The sequence below is a fragment of the Photobacterium carnosum genome, from assembly GCF_002849605.1.
Classification (GTDB): domain Bacteria; phylum Pseudomonadota; class Gammaproteobacteria; order Enterobacterales; family Vibrionaceae; genus Photobacterium; species Photobacterium carnosum.
The window spans coordinates 22084-43492 of sequence record NZ_NPIB01000018.1; the positions used below are offsets into that span (position 1 = coordinate 22084).

Here is a 21409-nt window from a genome sequence, read left to right on the forward strand (position 1 = left end):
AATCAAGTTAATTCTTCTTATACTGATCAGCTTGATTGTGATCACTGGAATATCTCATGCCTAATTCTCATACTACTTTTCAACATTGGATGCGATGTCTAATTGTTATTTTTATTCTACTTATGGCCTACATTGTTATTGCTGATAGGTATGTACCGTTAACCAGTGAAAGTCGTGTGCAAGGTTATGTAGTACAAATTGCCCCAGAGATTTCAGGTACGATCACACAAGTTAATATTAAAAATAATCAAATGGTAACTAAAGGTGAACGACTATTTCGGATTGATGATCAAAAATACCTTTTAGCCGTCGATCAAGCACAAGTGGCTTTAGAGCAAGCCCACCAACAAGAACAAGCGCTGTATGCCCAAGCCAGTGTTGCTCAAGCCAATATTGCCACCAGCCAAGCTAATTATAATAATGCTCATAATGACTTTAATCGAATAAACAAATTAGCCAAAAAGAAACTGGTTTCTGCATCAATGCGTGATAGTGCTTATGCTAAAAACCAAATAACCCAAGCTAATTTAGCGGCAGCGAAACAACAAGCGGTGGTAGTACAAACCCAGTTAGGGCCTAAACACGGTCAAAGTACTGTTGTACTTGCGGCTGAAAACACCTTAGCCCAAGCCAAACTGAATTTAGCCCATACACAAGTAATAGCACCAAGTAATGGCGTGATCACTAACCTTCAAGTTGATGTAGGCACAATGGCAAATGCTAATCAGCCAATGTTAACCTTTATTCCAACCGATTCAATGTGGGTAGCAGCAGACTTTAGAGAAAAATCTATCGCTAAATTTCATTCTCATTCTATGGCTTATGTCGCCTACGATGCATTACCGGGTCAAGTATTCCCATTAACCATTAATAATCGTGACTTTGGTGTAGCCGCAGCACAACAAGTAGCGAATGGACATCTAACAAGTATTGAAACCAGTAACCGTTGGGTACGTGATGCACAGCGAGTACGCGTCAACTTCATCAGTCAGCAACCTTTACCACCACAGTTATTTGTTGGCTCACGTGCCACCGTTGTTGTCTACCCGAAAAACAATCCGATATGGCAGTTGTTAGCTAAAATAGAAATCCATTTAGCCAGTGTGCTGCACTTTATTTACTAAACCAATATCAATAAGTAATGCGATAAGTAATGCGATAAGTAATGCGATAAGTAATTAATTTTCGGAGTCATAACTTATGAAAACAATGCGACTTTGGTTTGGCTGTGTCGTAGGCTTAGCTGTCAGTATGATCTTTGGCTGGTCATATGGTTTTTTTATTGCCTTATTACCCATTAATATCATGATGAATTCCGATCATTGGCACTGGGATAGCTACGTACAATTAGTAGTGGGTGTTATTTGGGTTACACTTGAAGTCAGCTTTATTAACGGTTTTTTCCAATCATCCCCCCTACTTTTAACGATTATTGTTGGCATATTCTTTCTTGAAAAATGTATCGCGATGAGCCATAAAAGTAGTTATTTATTTGGCTTTATTGGCCTTCTCGTTGGTTCGATAGCGCTTAACTTTGCCAGCTACAGCAGTTTTGATTTAGAAGACTTTTCAATAACGTTATGGTGTAGTGCGATTGTAACAGTCCCTATCTGTGCGCTGGCTTATTACTTTTTCCCAGAACCCACAACTGAAGCAACAATAGATGCCGTAAGTGACACCACCAATAATGTTCAACGTTACGATCATATCGGCATGATAAGACAAACCGCACTGGGTTGGATCATCGCTATGTTGGCGTTTTTGGTATTTCAATTTGGCGATCTGAATGATTCATTATCAGCGCAAGCATCAATATTAATCGTACTGTCACCGATGACATTAATTGGCTCACTGGCGGCATCAAAAATACGAATTATAGGCACGTTTCTTGGATGTTTAGCCGGGTTATGTATCCAAATAGGGCTCTATTCATGGTCTGATAATGGCGTACTTTTCATTATGGCTTATGCTATTGCGGCGGGATTTTTTTGCTCTTGGCTTGCCCTTGGCACCATCAAATCGAGTATTGCCTTCTCAGCGATGTCAGCACTAACTGTACCATTAACAACGTCTTTAATTCCCGATCAAAAAGATGCCGTATTTGCTATTTTTTATCGCTTTAGTTCTATTTTGGTTGCCGTTATTTTAACCTCAATGGCTATTTGGATTATTCATCATTTTCTAGTACGAGTGATCAAATCACCCAATGAACATTTTAGTCACGGCTAAGATTTGTTGATACAACCATAAAGTGATATTGCCTCTTTTTATACCTGAAGTGGATTATAAATTGGATCACAACGTTAACGTTCTGGGTAATTCAAATTGCGAGGGGGGGGAATCAGCTTCTCACTTTGGACATTTTTTAGTTAGCCGTTCTGACTAACTAAAAAGTGGACAGAAATGAGTTAGAGCCAAGCCTTATGATAACGAAATTCGAATTAGCTTAGTTGGTTTAGCTCACTAAAATAGACTGTCTAATAGTATGACCGTTATCTGTTTTGTAACATCAAAATCAACATCTGACAATATGACTTTGATATCATAACGCAAACTATATATACAAAAAGGACGTTGGCGATATGGCTAAATTAACAAAACAGCAGAAACGTGATAAAAAGAAAAAAGCAGCACTAAAAGCAAAAATCACTCAGCAACACCAAGAAGCATTTGAAAAGAAACAACTCAAAAATATCTTTGCAAACGGACGCCAAATTACTCGTCGTCAGTTTGATGCTTACTTCTACTCAAGAATGCCACTGGTTCGATTCCAAGCCATTGAAATTGAATGGTATTCGTTCTTAAATAACACTCTCCTTGGTATTGTCTTCCAAGATATAACAGACCGTGATTATGGCTTTGCTATTATAGGTAGAGATACACGTAATCTGTTTCGCTGGATAGACGGAAGTACGGACTTTCATACTACCCCATCCAAAGCCAGAGAACACATGGCTGTAATTATCAACTCAAAATATGCAAAAGACCCACAAGACACCTATCCACAAGGCGATGAAGTAGATCCAACAATGGATCTGTTCAATGCAATCATTCCAGAAGATAAACAACATCATGGATATAAAATCATCGCTAATGAACCTCGCTTTGAAGCGGGACGAAACATCATTAACGAAATTGCGAACTCGTTTATTGATAATGACGGTCACTTTGTCCGTGAATTCCAATCAGTGAACTTCAATGCTCGTCTTTGGGAGATGTACTTACACGTGTATTTGCATACTCAAGGTCTGCAAATACATAACAATCATGCTGCACCAGATTTTGAAGTTGATTATTTCGATGAGAAATTCTTTATTGAAGCGGTCACCGTTAATCCATCTGGCAACCCTGCTCGTCCAGATCTACCACCACCAGAAGATCACAAAGACATTGTTGAGCGACTAACCGACTACATGCCAATCAAATTCGGCAGTCCATTGTTCTCGAAGCTACAGCACAAGTATTGGGAACAAGAACATGTTAAAGACCATTCTCTGATTTTTGCTATACACGACTATCACAACGACAACTCAATGACTTGGTCACGAACAGCGTTGTCTGAATATTTGTATGGCGCAAGAGCACAGATTGTAGACGGAAAGCCAGAGCTTGAAAAAATTGAGTTCCACGAGTGGAATGGTAAAAGAATTCCGTCTGGATTCTTTAATCAAGAAGGTGCTGAGAATATTAGTGCCGTTCTATTTAGCAACCAAGCAACAATACCTAAATTCAACCGTATGGGTAAAATTGCAGGTCTCGGTAGTAAAGATGTAACAATGATCAGACAGGGCTTTCTGTATAATCCAGAGGGATTACAACCAATTCCATTTTCGAAAAATGTGACCGACCCTGACTATGAAGAATCATGGTCTGATGGATTGGTTATGTTTCATAACTCTAACGCTGAACACAAAGTTAACCCTGATGCGTTCTCGGATATCAGCCATATTTTTTACTCAGAAGAAGAAGGATTTACTGGATTCCACCAACCTTATGATGTATTGAACTCCATGACGGTTGTCGTGACAAAAAAGTCAGAACCTGAAGTAGACGCCGCTTAATTGCCTGTATAGAGGTGCAGTCTCGCACCTCTATTAAATGGCTTGTATGAATAATTCAAATTACATAGAGCAAGTCATGCTGAAAGTTATGATTATTTTAAGTAGCCCAAAACTTGTATCGAGGACATGTAAGCCTAATATATCCAAAACAAGCTTTGAGACAGCTAATAAGCTAGCCAAGATAGTTAGCTCATTTTTGGACAGAAACTGCTTAGATTATTTGCTCTACTCTGGTGAGTAGATATTAGGAAATGTATGGATAAGTGTCGGCTACGCGACACATATCCTTATCTGTTATAACTACTATTGTGTGTTGCCTCTTGGTTTACAGCGCATCTCTGGTATTGTGCCAAGTGGGTCACTTCTCCCAATAAGTAATCTAAAGTCATTTTTACCATTATCAATTAGAAATTCAGGTGAAATAGGTAGACCTTTAAAATCCTCAATAGCAGCCCAAAGCAACTCCTCGGCTTCTGCCGCAAAATCAGTCTCAATCTCCAAGTCATCTGATGCAGCCAGCTGTTTCCCTTTACCTGCATGTTTTAAAGAATTGTAAGCTTGCTTATTGAACCTCATTGCTCCGCTAAATACATCTTTTCGTTCTTGTAGACTGAGTTCACGACCCAAGCCATATTCTCGTATTCGTATAACATTCTCAGCTGATTTTTCATGGGCAGTTAGCTTTTGGTTTTCAGAAAGCAACGGGTTGGTAATACCTATAGATGCCCCTGCTAATAATATTGACTGGATGAAATCTAAGTCACTTTTTGCCGTCTTAAATTTATTTATTGCTTCTTCTAGCATATCTGCAGCAATGAGTCGTTTATCGTATTTTTGTTGCATATTCCGTCCTTGTAGTTATAACGCCCTGTTATACGAGTCTGCAATATTGTTCGATGAATTCCTTTGGTTCGCATACAACTGTTGAAGAACACACATATGCATAACATGCTTTGGCTTTTTTGACGAAGTTTTTGTCATCAGAGATAAGGAAGCTTGCACCTAATGGAATATAGGACAGCCATATCTTTACTTTAAAACTTCAACGCGTGGTGAGCAGATCCCCTATCACCCTCACAGACATTTACTGTAAGGAATAACAGAGGGTTAAGCTCAGCATTCATCGTCTGGGATGACGATAATCAGCCCAGACAATAATATTGATTCTTATCTGTTTTCTAATGGGAAAATTTGGGGTGTCCTATTTTGATGATTAAACAACGTGTCGTTACTTCTAACATATGACCTTAGGTACTCACGGAGTTGCAATTGAGGCATTGTATTTTTGATTTCATCTGGAATTTCTGTTAATTGATCTTCTATCAGTTCATCTAAATGCTTATCCATGTACTTCTGAAAGAAATCATTAGAAGCAACACCACTCATTACTGGTTTAAATTCAACCGGGTCATTAAACGCAATTGGTGGTGAAAAACGAATCGATTGATTCTTTAAAACATCTATTCTATCGGGATGCAAATATTTATATAACTTCAAAATATTACCTATGATTTATAACGCCGCAATAACACGCTATAATGATCGAATAATCAACCTAATTAGAGACCACTATGACTACTAGAATTTTAGCTGATGTTGCAGCAAGCATTACTGAGTTTAAAGCTAACCCAATGAAAGTTGCTTCAAGTGCTTATGGCGAGGCTGTTGCTATACTAAACAGAAATGAGCCTGCATTTTATTGTGTACCAGCAGAAGCTTATGAACTATTGATGGATCGAGTTGAAGATCTTGAACTATTATCTCTTGCCGCGGAACGTGAGAATGAAGAAACTATTTCGGTAAACATCCATGACTTATAAGTTAAATTTTAAAAAGAGTGCATATAAAGAATGGAATAAACTTGGTGCAACGCTTCGTGAGCAATTTAAGAAAAAACTATTAGAACGCTTAGAAAATCCTCACGTTCCTGCGTCAAAACTATCAGGTGCTGATAATTTATACAAAATTAAGCTACGACAATCTGGTTACCGATTAGTATACAAAGTTGAAGATGATGTAATCATTGTTACCGTTTTAGCTGTCGGCAAAAGAGAACGCAGCGACGTATACAAAAAAACAATACACAGGATTTGATCATGGCGGTTTAACAACTTACCCGTATTTGTTCTTTGAATATACGCCCGTATTTATCTCGCAATAATATAAAAAACATTATAAATCAGATGCTTTTTTACTTATTCATCCCGACAGTAATCACAAAATCGGGCACTTACCATCTAGTTTCCAGTTTTTCTACTAGTAGTCATCAGCAGAATATAGGGCAACCATATCTTTACTTTAAAAATTAAACGCGCTGTGAGTCGATTCTCTATCACCTCCGCGGGCATTCACTGTAAAGAATAACAGAGGGTTAAGCTCAGCATTCATCGTCTGGGATGACGATAATCAGCCCTGACAATAATATTAATCATTATCTGTTTTCTAAAGGGAAAGTTTTGGGTGTCCTATTTTGGTTACATTGAAGCCTTTTGCTTGAGCTAAATTAATAGCTCTTTTGCCATTTAAAATATCGCTGATCACGCTTTGAGGCGCGATATGTTTTAAATCAGATTGTTTAAGCTCCTTAATATCCATCAAGCCCTTTAGCATTTCTACAGCAGGAACTTTAGGCATAATTAAATGGTTCGTTTAAAATTCTTCGATGCGGTCTGAAATTTAATGTACCACTACAAATAGACTCTTTAAACCCAAAAAGCCTCCACTGCGGGAGGCTTGGTATGATGCAAATACTGACTATTACTTACAGAATACGCGAGCTTGGCGTGGTGTATAAACACCAAATGTAACAACACTCAATAGACCATTAACAAACGTTTGTTGTACTTCAACTTTAGCCACGTTATCGGCACCACACATAGCTTCGCAGCATCAACAGTTTTATGTTGACCAATACCTGACACGAAAAATGGCTGTGATTTATTTAATTCAGCTGTTTTTGTTTGTGATGCTGATAATATTATAAATCACACTGTTATTTATAATATATTAAGCTAAATCATCTTTTGTGACACTGACACCTTTTATCTGAGCAAACACCTGATCACCGACTTTAAGTGCTAATTCATCTGCTGCCCATGCAGTAATATTGGCCCACAAATGGGTTTCACCAATACGTAATTTTACTTCCACTCGCTCGTCTTCAGCATGATGAATTTTATCTATCCTTGCCGCAAGAATATTACGAATACTGCTCGCTTGAGGATAATGGCGAGCAATGGATACATCATTAGAAAAAATACGGACGCGTATCCATTCTCCTCGCTGATGAGGTAACTGTGTCACCCATAATGAAGCATCGTGACTCAACATCACTTGGGTTAATGCATAACGGGGATGGTTAATATTGACCCGCGCACTTAATAATGAACTCTGCTCTTTTACGGGCAACCACGGCCGCATTTCAGGAGAACTCCACACAGAATTAACATGCCCTGAAATCAATACCTTACCTTGATTAAGCATCACCATTGAATCAGCTAAGCGTAAAATTTCATCTAAACTGTGGGTCACATAAATAATCGGTGTATTAACCTCTTTGGCTAACTTCTCCAAATAAGGCATCAGTTCTTGCTTGCGTGGCATGTCTAATGACGCTAAAGGCTCGTCCATTAATAACATATCAGGCTTGGTCAATAATGCTCGCCCAATGGCAACTCGTTGCTTTTCACCACCAGATAACGAAGCGGGATACCGTGATAATAGTGGCGCAATACCTAATAGATTAACCACATCATCAAAATGTTGTTGATCGGCATGTTTAACGCCGTAATTCAAATTACCTTTTACCGTGTAATGCGGAAACAAACGCGCATCTTGAAATACATAACCAATGTTGCGTTTATCAGCACTTAACGCTATACCTTGCTGACTATTAAATAAGACACGATCACCAAGCTGTATATAGCCATCATCAGGATGACTTAACCCGCTTAGCACATTCACTAATGAGGTTTTTCCTGCGCCAGAGCGTCCAAAAATAGCCGTAATACCCTGCATAGGAACATCAAGATCAATCGCTAAAGCAAGATCACCTAATTGTTGGGTAAAGCACATTTTTAATCTTTTTTGCGCTGTTTTAGTGCTCATTACGCTGCCCCCAACCGTTTTCTGGCAATACGGGTCAACCATTCAGACGCAAACAATGATAATAATGCGATCACAATAGCGACGATACATAGCCTTGCCGCTTCACTTTCCGCACCAGGGGTTTCAATAAAGGAATACATTGCTAAAGGAATGGTTTGAGTTTGCCCCGGAATATTAGACACAAAAGTGATCGTCGCGCCAAACTCACCTAAGGCACGCGCAAAGGCTAGAATTGTCCCCGTAAGAATGCCAGGGATCATTAATGGCAAAGTGATCGTCATAAATACTCGAACCGACGATGCACCTAAAGTAAACGCGGCTTGTTCTAGTTTCTTATCAACGCCTTCTAATGCTAACCGAATGGAACGTACCATTAATGGAAATGAAACTACCGCGACCGCTAATGCAGCACCTCGCCAACTAAAGCTAAAGGTAAAGCCAAACCATTCATAAAGCCATTTACCAATAGTACCTTGACGACCCATGGTGATCAGCAATAAGTAACCAATAACCACCGGTGGTAACACTAATGGTAAATGAATCAGTCCATCTAATAATGATTTACCCCAAAACTGACGTCGAGCCAATAACCACGCACAACCAATACCTAACGGTAAACTGAATATCACCGCGACACTGGCAATTTTCAAACTTAAAAATAACGCTTCTAATTCATATTCAGTTAGCACTAACCACAATCCTGTAAAACTTTTATTCGTTATAGCAATAGCATAGGTACTTATTTACTGGCAGTCAGTAACGATTTAACGCCTATGCTTTATTTGCTGTTTTTTAACATAATACCGAATAAAACATAAAAGGTACTAAGCTTTCACTCAGTACCTTATCATTGACTCATTAGTAATATGTATTTAACAACCTACGCTACTATTTTGTTACTTGATCAAAACCATAAGATTTAAAAATCGCAGCGGCTTGAGGCTGTTGTAAATATTGATAAAAGCCTTTTGCAGCTGGCGTCACATTGCCTTTAACTAATGCCATTGGGTACACAATCGGTTTATGCGAATCAGCAGGAAATTGATACACTGTTTTTACTTTTTTAGAAATTTCAGCATCTGTTTTATAAACAATCCCCAGTTGGGCTTCCCCTCGCTCAACTAACACCAGCGCTGAACGCACATTATTAGCGCTGGCTAATAATGGTTGTGCTTGTTTCCATAATCCTAAAAATTCTAATGCTTGTTTTGCATAAATACCAGCAGGTACATAGTTAGGATCACCAACCGCTAAACGGGTACCGTCTAATGCTTTGGCTAAATTCCAATTGGCACTTACTTTGATTTTATTTTGTGGATACGCCAAAGGAGCAACCATCACTAAGCTATTTCTAACGATGTCTTTACGGGTATTGGCCGCGATGGCCCCTTGCTGCTCAGCATAATCCATCCATTTTTCATTGGCTGATAAATAAATATTGGCTGGCGCACCTTGGCTAACTTGACGCGCTAAAGTCGAGGATGATGCAAAGGATAATGTTGTTTCTACACCTGTTTTTTGTTGGTACTTAGCAGCAATCGCGTTTAACGCATTCGTAAGTGACGATGCCGCAAACACCGTCACTTTTTCAGCTGCTAAAGCGGGTTGTGCAAACAGAGATAATACAGCAGCGGTGATGACAGCAGATTTAAATGACATAACAGACTCCATAATATTTCGATATATAGTAATGTATATATCGCTATTTACCAACTATATTTTTATGCCAAAAAGTAATATTTATAAATAAGATCAATCTACCGTCAAAGATTAAATATGCAAAACTCAAACAAGCAATCGATTTCTATTTCTAAAATTGAGCGTTTTTATGCCATTTATGCGTTAATTTTATTACATCAACAAGATCTTGATCACAAATAGAAGTAATCAATAAAATAGTTATTTTCATTCATTTATTGCACTGTATTATCGGCGAAAATCCATCGTTTCGGTAATTCACTATGTTTAAAAAAACGTTACTTGCTGTTTCTCTAGCTGCAACTTCGCTTATTAGCACATCAGCCTATGCAATCGAAAATGTTGATTTGTTAATAAAAAATGCGACTGTGCTCACCATGGATCAAGACAAAACTGTATTTGATAATGGTTTAGTCGCAGTAAAAGGCAATAAAATTTATGCCGTTACTGATGGTTCAAATATAAGTGAATACAAAGCAATTAAAACCATTGATGCTGATGGTGACATTGTTATGCCTGGTTTAATTAACGCTCATACTCACGCATCAATGACTGTTTTTCGCTCAATGGCCGATGACGTGCCCGATCGTCTACACCGTTATATTTTTCCGCTAGAAAAGAAACTGGTTTCGCGTGATATGGTGCGTATTGGCGCACAACTTGGCAACGTAGAAATGCTTAAAGGTGGCGTAACAACTTACGCTGACATGTATTACTTTGAAGATGAAGTAGCTAAAACTGTTGATCAAATTGGTATGCGTGCCATCTTAGGCGAAACCATTATTCAGTTCCCAGTGGCAAGTGCTAAAACCCCAGAAGATGGTATTAAATATACGCTTAATTTTATTGAGCAATATAAAAACCACCCGCGTATCACACCAGCCTTTGCACCACATGGCCCATATACTAACTCAACAGAAACACTACAAACCATTGCCAAATTATCAATCAAGTATGATGTGCCTGTAATGATGCACCTTGCTGAATCTAAGCGTGAGCGTGAAGTTATTGCCAAGCGTTCAGGTGGCCTATCTCCAATTAAATATATGGAATCAATTGGCGCACTAAATTCAAACTTCTTAGCCGCGCATGTGATCGATGCTAATGATGAAGACATCGCTATTTTGAAAAAGCATGATGTCGGTGTTGCTCATAACATGAGTGCTAATATCAAGTCAGCTAAAGGCGTTGCACCTGCATTAAAAATGTTTAATGACGGTTTACGTATAGGTTTAGGCACTGACGGCCCAATGTCAGGTAACACATTAAGCACCATCGATGAATTTAACCAAGTTGCTAAAGTACACAAACTCGTTAATAAAGATCGCGCAGCAATGCCCCCTATCAATGTGATTGAAATGGCAACCATTGGCGCTGCACGTGCATTACACATGGAAGATAAAATTGGCTCTTTAGAAGTGGGGAAACTGGCTGATATTATCGTGATTGATACTAAAGCACCCAACATGATCCCTGTTTATAACCCATACTCTGCATTGGTGTATTCTGCTTATGCGACCAATGTTAAGCACTCAGTGGTTGACGGTAAGTTGCTTATGGAAAATCGTAATATTCTGACGGTGAATGAAAAAACAGTGCGTGATGAAGCATTAAAATTTGCTGATGTCGTACGTAAAACTGTCGTTGAAAGTGGCGAAATCGTACAATAATACTTGCGATAGTTATTTAGAGAAAAGAGTGTTCAGTACTCTTTTCTCTTTTTTATGCTTATCTAACATGTAAGCGATATCGCGCTAATTACTCAGGTGCTATACGCGCAATACCTCTAATGGTTGGCTGCACGACGGCGATCATTTTTCGCATTTTTTCATATTGAATATCTTCAATCACAAAGCCTGCATCAATGATTGACTGCTCTGTATTTCGGTTAAGATGGCAATTATCTGCAACTCGACGCCAAATAAAATTAAGCCGTTGTTGCCAATGATAACAACGAGAATTTGGCTCTGCAGCAACATGCTCTAAAAAAATAAAGCGCCCAGTCGGTTTAAGAACTCGTTTAATTTCTTGTAATGATGCCGCCACATCTTTAACCGAACAACACACTAATGACACGAAAACATAATCAAAAAAGTCATCATCACTGTCAATATTCTCGGTTGAACAAGATAAAACTGTCGCCTTAATATTAGGTTGTGAATGCAATTTTTTCTCCAATTGCATCCGCATATGTGAGTCAGGTTCAGACAAATAAAGCGCTAATGATGGTTTTTGTGGATAAAGACCCAAACTAGCCCCCGTTCCTGCACCAATTTCCAGCACATTACCCTCTACATTTTCAAGCAATGTTCGCCGCCATTCAACCAAACAAGCTTCTTCCGTATATTTCATTACATTATCGTAAAAAAAAGCAGTAAAAAAAGACATTAAAATGCTCCAAAATTATATATAGTCACCATATCATTTTAAAAGTCACAATCAGAGTTTTTAGCGAATCTTTATGATTAACAATAAAATAAAAGCATAAAAACGTAAAAACTTGCTAATGATTGACCACACAGATAATATTAACAATAGTCATCCGTAGTCATGTGAAATTAAATGAGCATTAAGCAAAGAATAACCAGCGCTTACCGTTATATTGAACCGAATTTATTTTTTATCGGGCTATTTGGTAGTATAGGTTTCCCTGCTTATTATTTAATCTGGACTTATCTCTTTCCGCAGCCTTATGAAAACTTACCATTACGCTTAGTCTGCGCATTCCTCTTTTTGCCCTTTGCTATTAAATCTCAGATGCCGAGCTTATTTTCTCGTTATAAAGAGAAACATTTTGTTTTTACTATCTGTTTTTGCTTACCTTTTTTCTTTTGTTATATGATGATACGTAATGAATGGTCAGTTGAATGGATAATGTCTTTTATGGCTGCCATCTTTTTATCCATTATTATTATCTATGACTGGTTACTTATCCTGATATTTACCACAATAGCAGCAAGCAGTGCCGCTCTACTCGGTTATATGGCAATGGGAAATATTGGAATTGGTTTCCATTCCTCATATCTTATTGTATTCAGCTTTTCTTATTTCACTGGTATTTGCTTTAATTATCGCAACCGAATAGAAATTGAAAGTAAGCAATTATTTTCACGTTCATTCAGTGGTGGTATCGCTCATGAAATGCGTAATCCTCTTAGTGCGTTATATGCTTCTCAAGAAGTACTCTTAGAGCTGTTACCTGAAAATTTAACCGCAGATCCTCAGCAAAATCGTCTGATCTCAAATGCTGAAATACATAAATTACGCACTATTATTAAAGACAATATTTCAATCATAAACAATGGTCATAACACCATAAATCTGTTGTTAAGTTCAATTGACAGTCAAAAAATATCGCCACAATCGTTCAATAACTTGTCGATTAATGATGTCATTCATAATGCACTTAATGTATATGGCTACCAACAGAAAAGTGACAGAGCATTAGTGTTTTTTCAAATAAACAAAGATAATACTTTTTTTGGAAATGATATTTTACTACGCTATGTTTTCTTTAATTTATTAAAAAATTCTTTTTTCTATAAAGAAAAAGCCAATTTTAAAATTATCATTTCTGTTTATAGTAAAAAGAATGAAACAGTTATAAGCATAAAAGATTATGGTAAAGGCATACCATCATCATCAATTAAAAATATTTTTACTGAATATTATACATCAGGAAAAGAAAACAACACTGGTTTAGGTTTATCTTTCTGCAAAAAAGTCATTAATGCCTTTTCTGGAACCATTGAATGTTATTCAACTGAAAATATATCTACAACATTTATTATTAGATTACCGATGATCACCTCACCGATAATCGATAAAATGCAATATGACCTAATGAGCACTAAAAAAATATTACTTTTAGGTGATAATAGCAAAATTTTAACAGATATGAATCATCTCGCTTTCTTTTATAATTTCACATTTAATAATCAAAAAATAACCTCTTATAATACTATAAATAACGAAAAAAATAGTTATGACTGTATTATCATTGATATTAATGAAATCGATAGTGAATTATTAGTTAAAATATATAACCATATAGCGACTACAACTATAAAAATCATACTGATTCAGCATCAACATAACGCTAAAAAAATCACACTCTCAAAAACACATAAACCATATTTATTAAATTATAATCATATAGATACATTACAAAAAAAATTAATAACCCACATTTTCACCCAAAGAATACCAACCAATATTTCACAGAAAACAGTTCATTCAAATAGAGCTAAGATTATGATTGTTGATGATAATATGTCATTAAGGTTATATTCAGGTATTCTATTAAAAAATTCAGGTTATGATGTTGTCGAAGCAGATAATGGACAAACAGCCCTTGATTATTTACAAGAAACAACGGTTGATCTCATTTTAATGGATTCTCAAATGCCAATCATGTCAGGCATAGACGCAACCAAAGAAATAAGAACTAATAATAAATATAAAGCACATCAACATATACCTATCATCTGTTATTCTGGTTCATTAGATAATACGCATAAAAAAGAATTAATGAGTATTGGCATTAATGATTTCCTTCTAAAACCATCTTCTAAATCAACATTGTTAGATATTGTTAACAAATGGTTGGAATAATAAAACCAGAATAAAGAGTAGGTATCATCTTATTATATACCTACTCTTAAATTATTATTTAACTACAAATTTTCATACTAATTATATTAGTGATTATTATAATTCTAACTCACAACGCATTGATAAACACGCATCTAAAATAATATCTATCTCTTTATCTGTTAATTCACTATTAACAGAAAATCGAATCAAATTTTTATTTTTTGGCGTTGCGGGTGAACAAAAAACAGAACCAAAAACATTCATATCCTCTAAATGATCCCGCATTATTTCTGTATTGGTTGCATTACCTGTTTCAAGAGCAATTATTTGTGATTGGCTTTGAATATTAAATCCAAGCTTAACTAATCCATTACGTAATTTATCAGCTTGCTCAGTTAAGCGAAAACGACGATCATCACTGTTTTTAATGACTTCTAATGTCGCCTCTAATACCGCTATTTCATGGGGTAATAACGCTGAACTAAAAATAGCTGGACGTGCAACAAACGGTAATGCTTGTCCTATTTTGTTACTACATAATATCGCCCCTGCACGATAAGCAAATGCTTTCGCTAGACTAACCGTTATAAAATCAACATCATCAGTTAAACCTAATTGAGCAACTAACCCTGCACCTTTTGGTCCATGAGTACCTAAAGAATGTGATTCATCAACCAAAATAGCACAGCCATAATGCTTAGCGAGCGCGACAATCTCAGTCAACGGTGCAACAGTGCCTAATGTACTATAGACAGAATCAACGAGAATAAGTCCCGGTCCATTACGCTTTATTAATTTCTCTAAATGGCGAATATTATTATGTAAAAAGCTATGAATCTGAGCTTCTGCAATTCGAGCGCCTTCCCATAATGACATGTGTGCAAAAAAATCAATATAGACAGGTGTATTTATAGGTAAGATTGTCTGAATTAATCCAACATTAGCCGCCCATCCAGATTGAGACAAAATACAGTGTTCAAAGCCAGTATAATCAGCGAGTTGATGTTCAAAAGAATGATCGTCTTCTTTATGTAAAAATATCGCAGACATAACAATATCTTTTTTATTATTGCTTAATGCCTCTATATGAATGTCTCGAATATATTCATGATTTGATATAGCAAGATAGTCATTACTCTGTAATAAAACACCATTTTCTGTCGGTTTTTTTCCTAAAACTAAATGTTGTTGATTTTTTCGAGGATAAATAAGCTCTTCTAGATGAAATTCAATTTTTTTTTATAAACTCAGGTAATGGTTTAGATAAATTATGCATGTTCATTGATATTTTCCTTTTAATTAATAATCATGTTATTTACATATTTATAAATAACGGTGATATATTATTATTAAATTAAAAATACACAACAAATTATTCTATATCTGTTTTATAAAAAAATACTAATAACATTTCCATTTGCTATAAATGATCTATTTTAAAGATTAATATTATGAGAAACTGTATTATAAAATAATAACACTGAGAATATAATGAAATACAATGCAGCAATTTTTGATATGGATGGATTATTGCTTGATACTGAAAAAGTGTGTATGACCGCATTTAAACAAACATGTATTGAAATGAATATTCCATTTAAGCAGGATGTCTACCTTTCTATCATTGGGCGTAATCAGGCAGGTATTAAGCCAATTATCGAACAAGGCTATGGTGAGCTATTAGATTATAGTGTATTTCATCCACGTTGGATGCAGCGTTACCTTGCCGTTGTTGAACATCAAGCTATTCCAGTGAAGCATGGTGTTATTGCTTTATTAGAATGGTTACAAACACACAATATTCCCATGGTCGTAGCGACATCGACTCACAATGCATTAGCACAAAAAAAACTTCGTCTCGCTGGCCTCAACCACTATTTTTCACATATCACCAGTGGTGATGAAGTTACTCATGGGAAGCCAAACCCTGAAATATATCTTCTTGCTGCACAACGTCTGAACATTGATCCTAAACTATGTATTGCCTTTGAAGATTCTAACAATGGTGTAAAGGCTGCGGTGTCTGCCAATATGGCCACACTACAGATCATCGATTTAGTCGAACCAGACGCTGATACTCGCGCTTTAGGGCACCATATTTTTAATACTATGGATGAAGCATTAACGTTTTTACAATCACACTAATAGAACATACCAATCTAGAGTGTAAAACTAACAATATTATTACTTGGGATTACCACATTAACAGAAACAAAAAAGCCCACAGGCTATTAACCTGTGGGCTTTTTTTAGTGAATAGACTTTACTTCACTGCATTTGCTATTTGTGTCGTTAACTCACCAACAGCCGTTGATAATGCTTCTACTTGAGCGCTATAACCATCTTTTACTAATGGCACGCTAAACTCAAACGGATGCACTGTTTGCAAATCACCACTTGCACCAATGACCATCCACTCACCAGCAACCTTAGCGACACCGGTATATACACCATTAAATTGGTTAATACGAACCTGTAATCCAGGCGCTCCCGCAGTTGATAGTGTCGGTGTTAACTGTGTTGCCCATAATTGATGCTGCTTTTGGCGTAAATCATGAGTAATACGACGGGTTAGCTGTTTTGATAATGCCTCCCCCCATAAGTTTTGCTGTGCTTCAACCATCTCTGTTGCTGATGTTTGATAAACTAAACCAGTTCCAGATAAATGTGCAGCAACTTCAACCGGACGTACAATCAATAATGGTTGATTATTGACATGCGATACCATTAACGTCTTACCTGCTGGTAACAAGAAGGTATTAATTCCTTCAGGCGTACTACTACAACCTGTTACAGCTACAGTAGCAGCAGCGATAATTAACCATTTTTTCATTATTAACGACCTCCAACAGGTACAGGATCTTTTGTTCTCTCATCACCAAATACAAGGGAATTTGGTTTTTCATTTAGTTGGCGTAACACAGGTTTAAGTTCAGTCATCACTGCTTCAAAACGTGTTAATGCACCTTCAAGATTCTGATATGGCGCAGCATTAGGACCAAAGCCACTTAATGTTGATTGAATCTGCTTTAGACTCGCACGAACATCACCAGGCAATGCTTGGGTATCTTTTTGTTTTAATAAGTGATCTAAATCATTGATCGTCGTTTGCATCGTTGCCATGGTTTTTTCAGATGCTTTTAAGGTTGCCGTCATTGAATTTAATGTATCCTCAACAGGCAATTTATTAAATTTATTCAATAAATTTGTTAGCTGTTTTTGTACTTCAGCTAAATCACCCGCTTTGGTTGGGAAGATATCATAACCATCATATTCCAATGTCTTAACTGGCTTTTCACCTTTATAGACATCCGTGCCAACATACAATGCACCAGTCAGCAAATTACCCGTTTTTAATGTTGCCCGTAGGCCTTTCTTAAATTCTTTTTCAAGGTTTGCATGTAATGACGTTAACGTACCTTCATCGGTATGATCATAAACACGCCCAAGGTCAATTCGTATTAATACTGGAATCTGCTTGCTCGTAAAACCTTCTTGGCTTGTTGGTAAACGCAATGGCACTTTTTGTACCGTACCAATTTGAATACCACGATATTCAATTGGAGCCCCCGCTTTTAAGCCGCGAATGGATTCACTAAATAACATAACAAAATCAAGATGTTGTTCAAACATTTTTTCACGAACTTCAGCCGCATTCTCATATAGACGATAATATGATTTTTGTTTTAATTGTGAACTGCCTTGATCATCTGCAGGTGTCGTAAAGGTTACACCACCAGTAATTAACGATTCTAATGAGCCAATCTTAACATTGAAACCTTCGGCACCCATTTTAACTTGGACACCAGAACTAAGAACAAAATGGCTGCTAGTACGAACTAAACTATCATAAGGTTCAAAGATAAATAATTGATAATTAGCCCGTTTACTGTTGATATCAAAACTTACTTGCTCAACACGACCAACGGTAAAACCATCATAAAGCACAGGATCACCCACGCCTAATTTACCCGCTTGACGGCTAGTTAAAATAACGCGTAACCCTTTTGCATCCGCAGGTGCAACCGGCGGTACATCTAACGCAACGAAATGATGCTTATCTTCTTTACCTTCACCTGGCTGCATTTCAATATATGAGCCAGAAAGCAACGTATCTAAACCAGAAACGCCACCTTTACCAATGCGCGGCTTAACCACCCAGAATAAGGTGTCATTTTTAAGCATGCGCCCAGTATCATTGTCCATTTGAGCCGTAACAGTAATATAACTATAGTCTTTACTTAATTGGACTTTTGTTACTACACCAACTTTAACATTTAACGATTTAATCGCGGTTTTTCCAACTTCAATACCCGAAGCATTTGGCAACCGAATAGTAATCGTCGGTCCTTGGCTATTTAAATATTGAATAAACATCCAAAGACCAATACCTAACGCAACCAATGGCACAATCCATATTGGTGATACTTGTTTCAAATGTTGTACTTTAGCCTCTGTCGGCTGGTTATCACTCATCATCTGTTTTCTCATTTATGTACACTAGGCACTACTGAATTAGATTCAACAGTATCTAACTCTGAATCTTGTTTGTAAGATTTACGCTTAGGCGTCCAAAATACACGCGGATCAAAACTCATGGCGGATAACATTGTAAATATCACTACAATAGCAAAGCATAACGCTGCAGGGCCGGGTGAAATTGCCATTACATTTTGTAATTGAACTAAAGCTACCAAAATAGCAACCACGAAAATATCAACCATAGACCAACGACCAATAAGCTCGGTTAAACGGTATAATTTTAAACACTTAATTGCTATCTGGGTAGAATCATCTATTCGTTTACCTGCACAAAAATATAGCCATGCTAAAGTAAACATTTTAGCCATCGGAATAAAAATACTGGCCATAAAAATGACCAAAGCAATGGGCCATGAACCCATTTTCCAGAGTAGAACTACCCCCCCTAGAATCGTAGATCCTTCCGTTTGACCTAAACTCACGGTGTACATCATTGGATATAAGTTAGCGGGAATATAAAAAACGATGGATGCAATCAAATACGCCCAAGCATATTGTAATGAATGGTTAGCATCAAAGACGTGTAATCGGCTATCACAACGTAAACAACGCGCATGATGTGTTGTTGGCATTGGATTTATTTGATTACAAGCATGACATCCAACATGGTTATGATCCATATGCGTATCACCATCATGAACCCCATCAACTGGCACCATAGCAAAAAACCGATCCCACAACCATGTTCTATCAACTAATGAAACACATTTAATAACTAGTACACTATAAAGGCAAAAAGCCCAAAACGAATTGCCTAAACCAATATGTGCTAATGCTGATATTTTAACAAGGCTCACTAAAACGCCCACTAAAAACACATCAACCATTAGCCATGGTTGGATTTTAAATAACATTCGACATAAAAATTTAATCCAGCTGCGAGCATGGATAACATGACCAATATTCTTTACTTTGTTAGCGCGGTAATAGAGATATAAAACGAGCACTATATACATAGCAGGAAAAATAATTACCGTCGTCATTAACAAAACAGCTAACACGCTATTTTCAAAATGTTGTAATGTTTCGGCCGCATTTAAGAGTGTAATTTGGTGCCCCATTCCATTTACAGTAAAAGATAAAAATGGAAATGAAAGACTTAATGTTAACATGATTAAACACGCTATGCCGTAAGCAACAGGACGTTGAAAGGGCAAACTAACGGCTTTTATTAAAGTATGACTACAACGAGGACACGTCGCTTTTTCACCTTCATTTAAATTAGGGATATCAACAACCAACCCACACTCTTCACACGCAATCATCATTGATTGTTGCACGTCAACCGCCTTTCGTGCGAGTTTACTTTCTTTACTCAACGTACATCACCTATGACAAATAAATCTGATAGTATAGTTTACTAACATATTAAAAATCATTTCAAAAAATAAACACATGCCCAACGAATTATCGTCGACCAACCCAAACTACGTTATAAATAAAACTCATGGTTATATACAGCGTTTATTATGTTTACTCACGCATTATTACCATGTGTTATCTCATGACGAGACTTTATTTTGAACGGTATACATTATAACAGTATTCTTACTTAATACCGCATTACATTTAATCGCCATTCATTTTCACGTTTCATCAACACTCAGAAGGAATAACATAAACCAATGAAAGTATAACCATTCAATAAATCGTCCTTTACTCTTTAAAAATATTGCATATTACAGCTTAAATCAGTGGTTATCGCTACGTTTAGTTTAAAGTGTAATTTTTTATTACAAATAGATACTACTCATAAGTATTTGAAGAAATGTAAAATGGCTATCCATATGTATAAATACATTATCTGATAAAAAAAGACACCATTGAATGAACAGTTAGCCATAGTATTATCAAAAATTCTTCATTAGATAATAATCAATAAAAAAGCCCCTAATACTCTTTCAACTGGAAAGATATTTATTAGAGGCTTTTATCAAACTATTCTGTTTTAATCTTGTGATACTTCAGGTATTGGAAATAAGCGATCATAAGCAATGTTATAAACATATGCATAAATAAGATAAAAAAGCACCATTCCAATATCAAGTACAAAAGCTTCCCACAACGTAACTTTGAGTACCCAAGACAAAATAGGAATAGTAACAACAAGAAGTCCAGCTTCAAATCCAATACTATGAATAATGCGGATAATAGAGGTTTTCGTAGCGGTTTTATAGCGACGATAAAGCATACGATCAAACCATATATTATAGATATAGTTCCAACCGGTTGCTAAAATTGAAAACGCAATCCCAACAACACCAACATGACTACCATCAAACCCAAATTGACTTAATACAAGCACCATTAAAATTAAGCCAATAATTTCAAAACAAATCGCATGGCGAATACGATCCAACCGCGTTCTCATCAAAAATTTCCTCAGTATATTTATTTTTATAATA

19 protein-coding genes and 2 pseudogenes are annotated in these 21409 nt (G+C 36.6%); 8 read left to right on the top strand and 13 right to left on the bottom strand.

The window, feature by feature from the left end; all coding sequences use genetic code 11:
• Nucleotides 1–56: 56 nt before the first annotated feature.
• The 3 genes from CIK00_RS14005 (at nucleotide 57) to CIK00_RS14015 (ending at nucleotide 4061) form a co-directional block, all read left to right on the top strand.
• Nucleotides 57–1124, top strand: a complete 1068-nt coding sequence (locus CIK00_RS14005) for an HlyD family secretion protein (protein ID WP_193435474.1) — start codon at nucleotides 57–59, stop codon at nucleotides 1122–1124.
• Between the two features lie 76 nt (nucleotides 1125–1200).
• Nucleotides 1201–2229, top strand: a complete 1029-nt coding sequence (locus tag CIK00_RS14010; protein ID WP_101769455.1) for a DUF2955 domain-containing protein — start codon at nucleotides 1201–1203, stop codon at nucleotides 2227–2229.
• Nucleotides 2230–2582: 353 nt separating this feature from the next.
• Nucleotides 2583–4061 carry a hypothetical protein gene (locus CIK00_RS14015; RefSeq protein WP_233426568.1) on the top strand — a complete coding sequence of 493 codons (1479 nt, stop codon included), beginning with the start codon at nucleotides 2583–2585 and terminating at the stop codon, nucleotides 4059–4061.
• Nucleotides 4062–4364: 303 nt separating this feature from the next.
• Here CIK00_RS14015 and CIK00_RS14020 read toward each other — a convergent pair whose 3' ends face one another.
• Entirely contained in the window at nucleotides 4365–4904 is a 540-nt protein-coding gene (locus CIK00_RS14020; RefSeq protein WP_101769456.1) for a hypothetical protein, read from the bottom strand.
• A 324-nt stretch (nucleotides 4905–5228) separates the two neighbouring features.
• Complete coding sequence (locus CIK00_RS14025; RefSeq protein WP_101769457.1) at nucleotides 5229–5558, bottom strand: hypothetical protein; 330 nt, start codon at nucleotides 5556–5558, stop codon at nucleotides 5229–5231.
• A gap of 74 nt (nucleotides 5559–5632) precedes the next feature.
• On the opposite strand from CIK00_RS14025, the gene CIK00_RS14030 reads away from it, so the two are divergent.
• Together CIK00_RS14030 and CIK00_RS14035 are read left to right on the top strand one after the other, a co-directional pair.
• Nucleotides 5633–5881, top strand: coding sequence for a type II toxin-antitoxin system Phd/YefM family antitoxin (locus CIK00_RS14030; RefSeq protein ID WP_045037887.1), 249 nt, complete (start codon nucleotides 5633–5635; stop codon nucleotides 5879–5881).
• Nucleotides 5871–6155 carry a type II toxin-antitoxin system RelE family toxin gene (locus CIK00_RS14035; protein ID WP_101769458.1) on the top strand — a complete coding sequence of 95 codons (285 nt, stop codon included), beginning with the start codon at nucleotides 5871–5873 and terminating at the stop codon, nucleotides 6153–6155. Before CIK00_RS14030 ends, CIK00_RS14035 begins: the two co-directional genes overlap by 11 nt.
• Before the next feature lie 348 nt (nucleotides 6156–6503).
• On the opposite strand, the gene CIK00_RS14040 is transcribed toward CIK00_RS14035, so the two are convergent.
• From CIK00_RS14040 to modA, 5 genes and pseudogenes are all read right to left on the bottom strand, one after another.
• Nucleotides 6504–6695 carry a hypothetical protein gene (locus CIK00_RS14040; RefSeq protein ID WP_101769459.1) on the bottom strand — a complete coding sequence of 64 codons (192 nt, stop codon included), beginning with the start codon at nucleotides 6693–6695 and terminating at the stop codon, nucleotides 6504–6506.
• A gap of 123 nt (nucleotides 6696–6818) precedes the next feature.
• A pseudogene (locus CIK00_RS14045) lies at nucleotides 6819–7000 on the bottom strand (Bor family protein); the annotation flags it as partial.
• A 67-nt stretch (nucleotides 7001–7067) separates the two neighbouring features.
• Complete coding sequence (gene modC / locus CIK00_RS14050; RefSeq protein WP_101769460.1) at nucleotides 7068–8168, bottom strand: molybdenum ABC transporter ATP-binding protein ModC; 1101 nt, start codon at nucleotides 8166–8168, stop codon at nucleotides 7068–7070.
• A complete protein-coding gene (gene modB, locus CIK00_RS14055; protein ID WP_101769461.1) occupies nucleotides 8168–8857 on the bottom strand; it encodes a molybdate ABC transporter permease subunit in 690 nt (229 codons plus the stop codon). Before modB ends, modC begins: the two co-directional genes overlap by 1 nt.
• Before the next feature lie 199 nt (nucleotides 8858–9056).
• Nucleotides 9057–9827 carry a molybdate ABC transporter substrate-binding protein gene (modA, locus tag CIK00_RS14060; protein ID WP_101769462.1) on the bottom strand — a complete coding sequence of 257 codons (771 nt, stop codon included), beginning with the start codon at nucleotides 9825–9827 and terminating at the stop codon, nucleotides 9057–9059.
• A gap of 302 nt (nucleotides 9828–10129) precedes the next feature.
• On the opposite strand from modA, the gene CIK00_RS14065 reads away from it, so the two are divergent.
• A complete protein-coding gene (locus CIK00_RS14065; RefSeq protein WP_101769463.1) occupies nucleotides 10130–11536 on the top strand; it encodes an amidohydrolase in 1407 nt (468 codons plus the stop codon).
• 88 nt (nucleotides 11537–11624) lie between these two features.
• Here the strand turns inward: CIK00_RS14065 and CIK00_RS14070 are convergent, their stop codons facing one another.
• Complete coding sequence (locus CIK00_RS14070) at nucleotides 11625–12254, bottom strand: class I SAM-dependent methyltransferase (protein WP_101769464.1); 630 nt, start codon at nucleotides 12252–12254, stop codon at nucleotides 11625–11627.
• A gap of 174 nt (nucleotides 12255–12428) precedes the next feature.
• Between CIK00_RS14070 and CIK00_RS14075 the strand changes: the two genes are divergently transcribed.
• Complete coding sequence (locus tag CIK00_RS14075) at nucleotides 12429–14480, top strand: ATP-binding response regulator (RefSeq protein ID WP_101769465.1); 2052 nt, start codon at nucleotides 12429–12431, stop codon at nucleotides 14478–14480.
• A gap of 96 nt (nucleotides 14481–14576) precedes the next feature.
• On the opposite strand, the pseudogene cqsA reads toward CIK00_RS14075, so the two are convergent.
• Nucleotides 14577–15744, bottom strand: a pseudogene (gene cqsA / locus CIK00_RS14080) (alpha-hydroxyketone-type quorum-sensing autoinducer synthase).
• Nucleotides 15745–15953: 209 nt separating this feature from the next.
• Between cqsA and CIK00_RS14085 the strand changes: the two are divergent.
• Nucleotides 15954–16607 carry an HAD family hydrolase gene (locus CIK00_RS14085; protein WP_101769466.1) on the top strand — a complete coding sequence of 218 codons (654 nt, stop codon included), beginning with the start codon at nucleotides 15954–15956 and terminating at the stop codon, nucleotides 16605–16607.
• A 118-nt stretch (nucleotides 16608–16725) separates the two neighbouring features.
• Here the strand turns inward: CIK00_RS14085 and CIK00_RS14090 are convergent, their stop codons facing one another.
• From CIK00_RS14090 to CIK00_RS14105, 4 genes are all read right to left on the bottom strand, one after another.
• Entirely contained in the window at nucleotides 16726–17295 is a 570-nt protein-coding gene (locus tag CIK00_RS14090; RefSeq protein WP_101769467.1) for a PqiC family protein, read from the bottom strand.
• Nucleotides 17296–17297: 2 nt separating this feature from the next.
• Nucleotides 17298–18938, bottom strand: coding sequence for an intermembrane transport protein PqiB (gene pqiB / locus CIK00_RS14095; protein ID WP_101769512.1), 1641 nt, complete (start codon nucleotides 18936–18938; stop codon nucleotides 17298–17300).
• Between the two features lie 11 nt (nucleotides 18939–18949).
• Nucleotides 18950–20272, bottom strand: coding sequence for a paraquat-inducible protein A (locus tag CIK00_RS14100; protein WP_101769513.1), 1323 nt, complete (start codon nucleotides 20270–20272; stop codon nucleotides 18950–18952).
• Between the two features lie 680 nt (nucleotides 20273–20952).
• Nucleotides 20953–21375: a PACE efflux transporter gene (locus tag CIK00_RS14105; protein WP_101769468.1), complete on the bottom strand. Its 423-nt coding sequence runs from the start codon at nucleotides 21373–21375 to the stop codon at nucleotides 20953–20955.
• Nucleotides 21376–21409 lie beyond the last annotated feature (34 nt).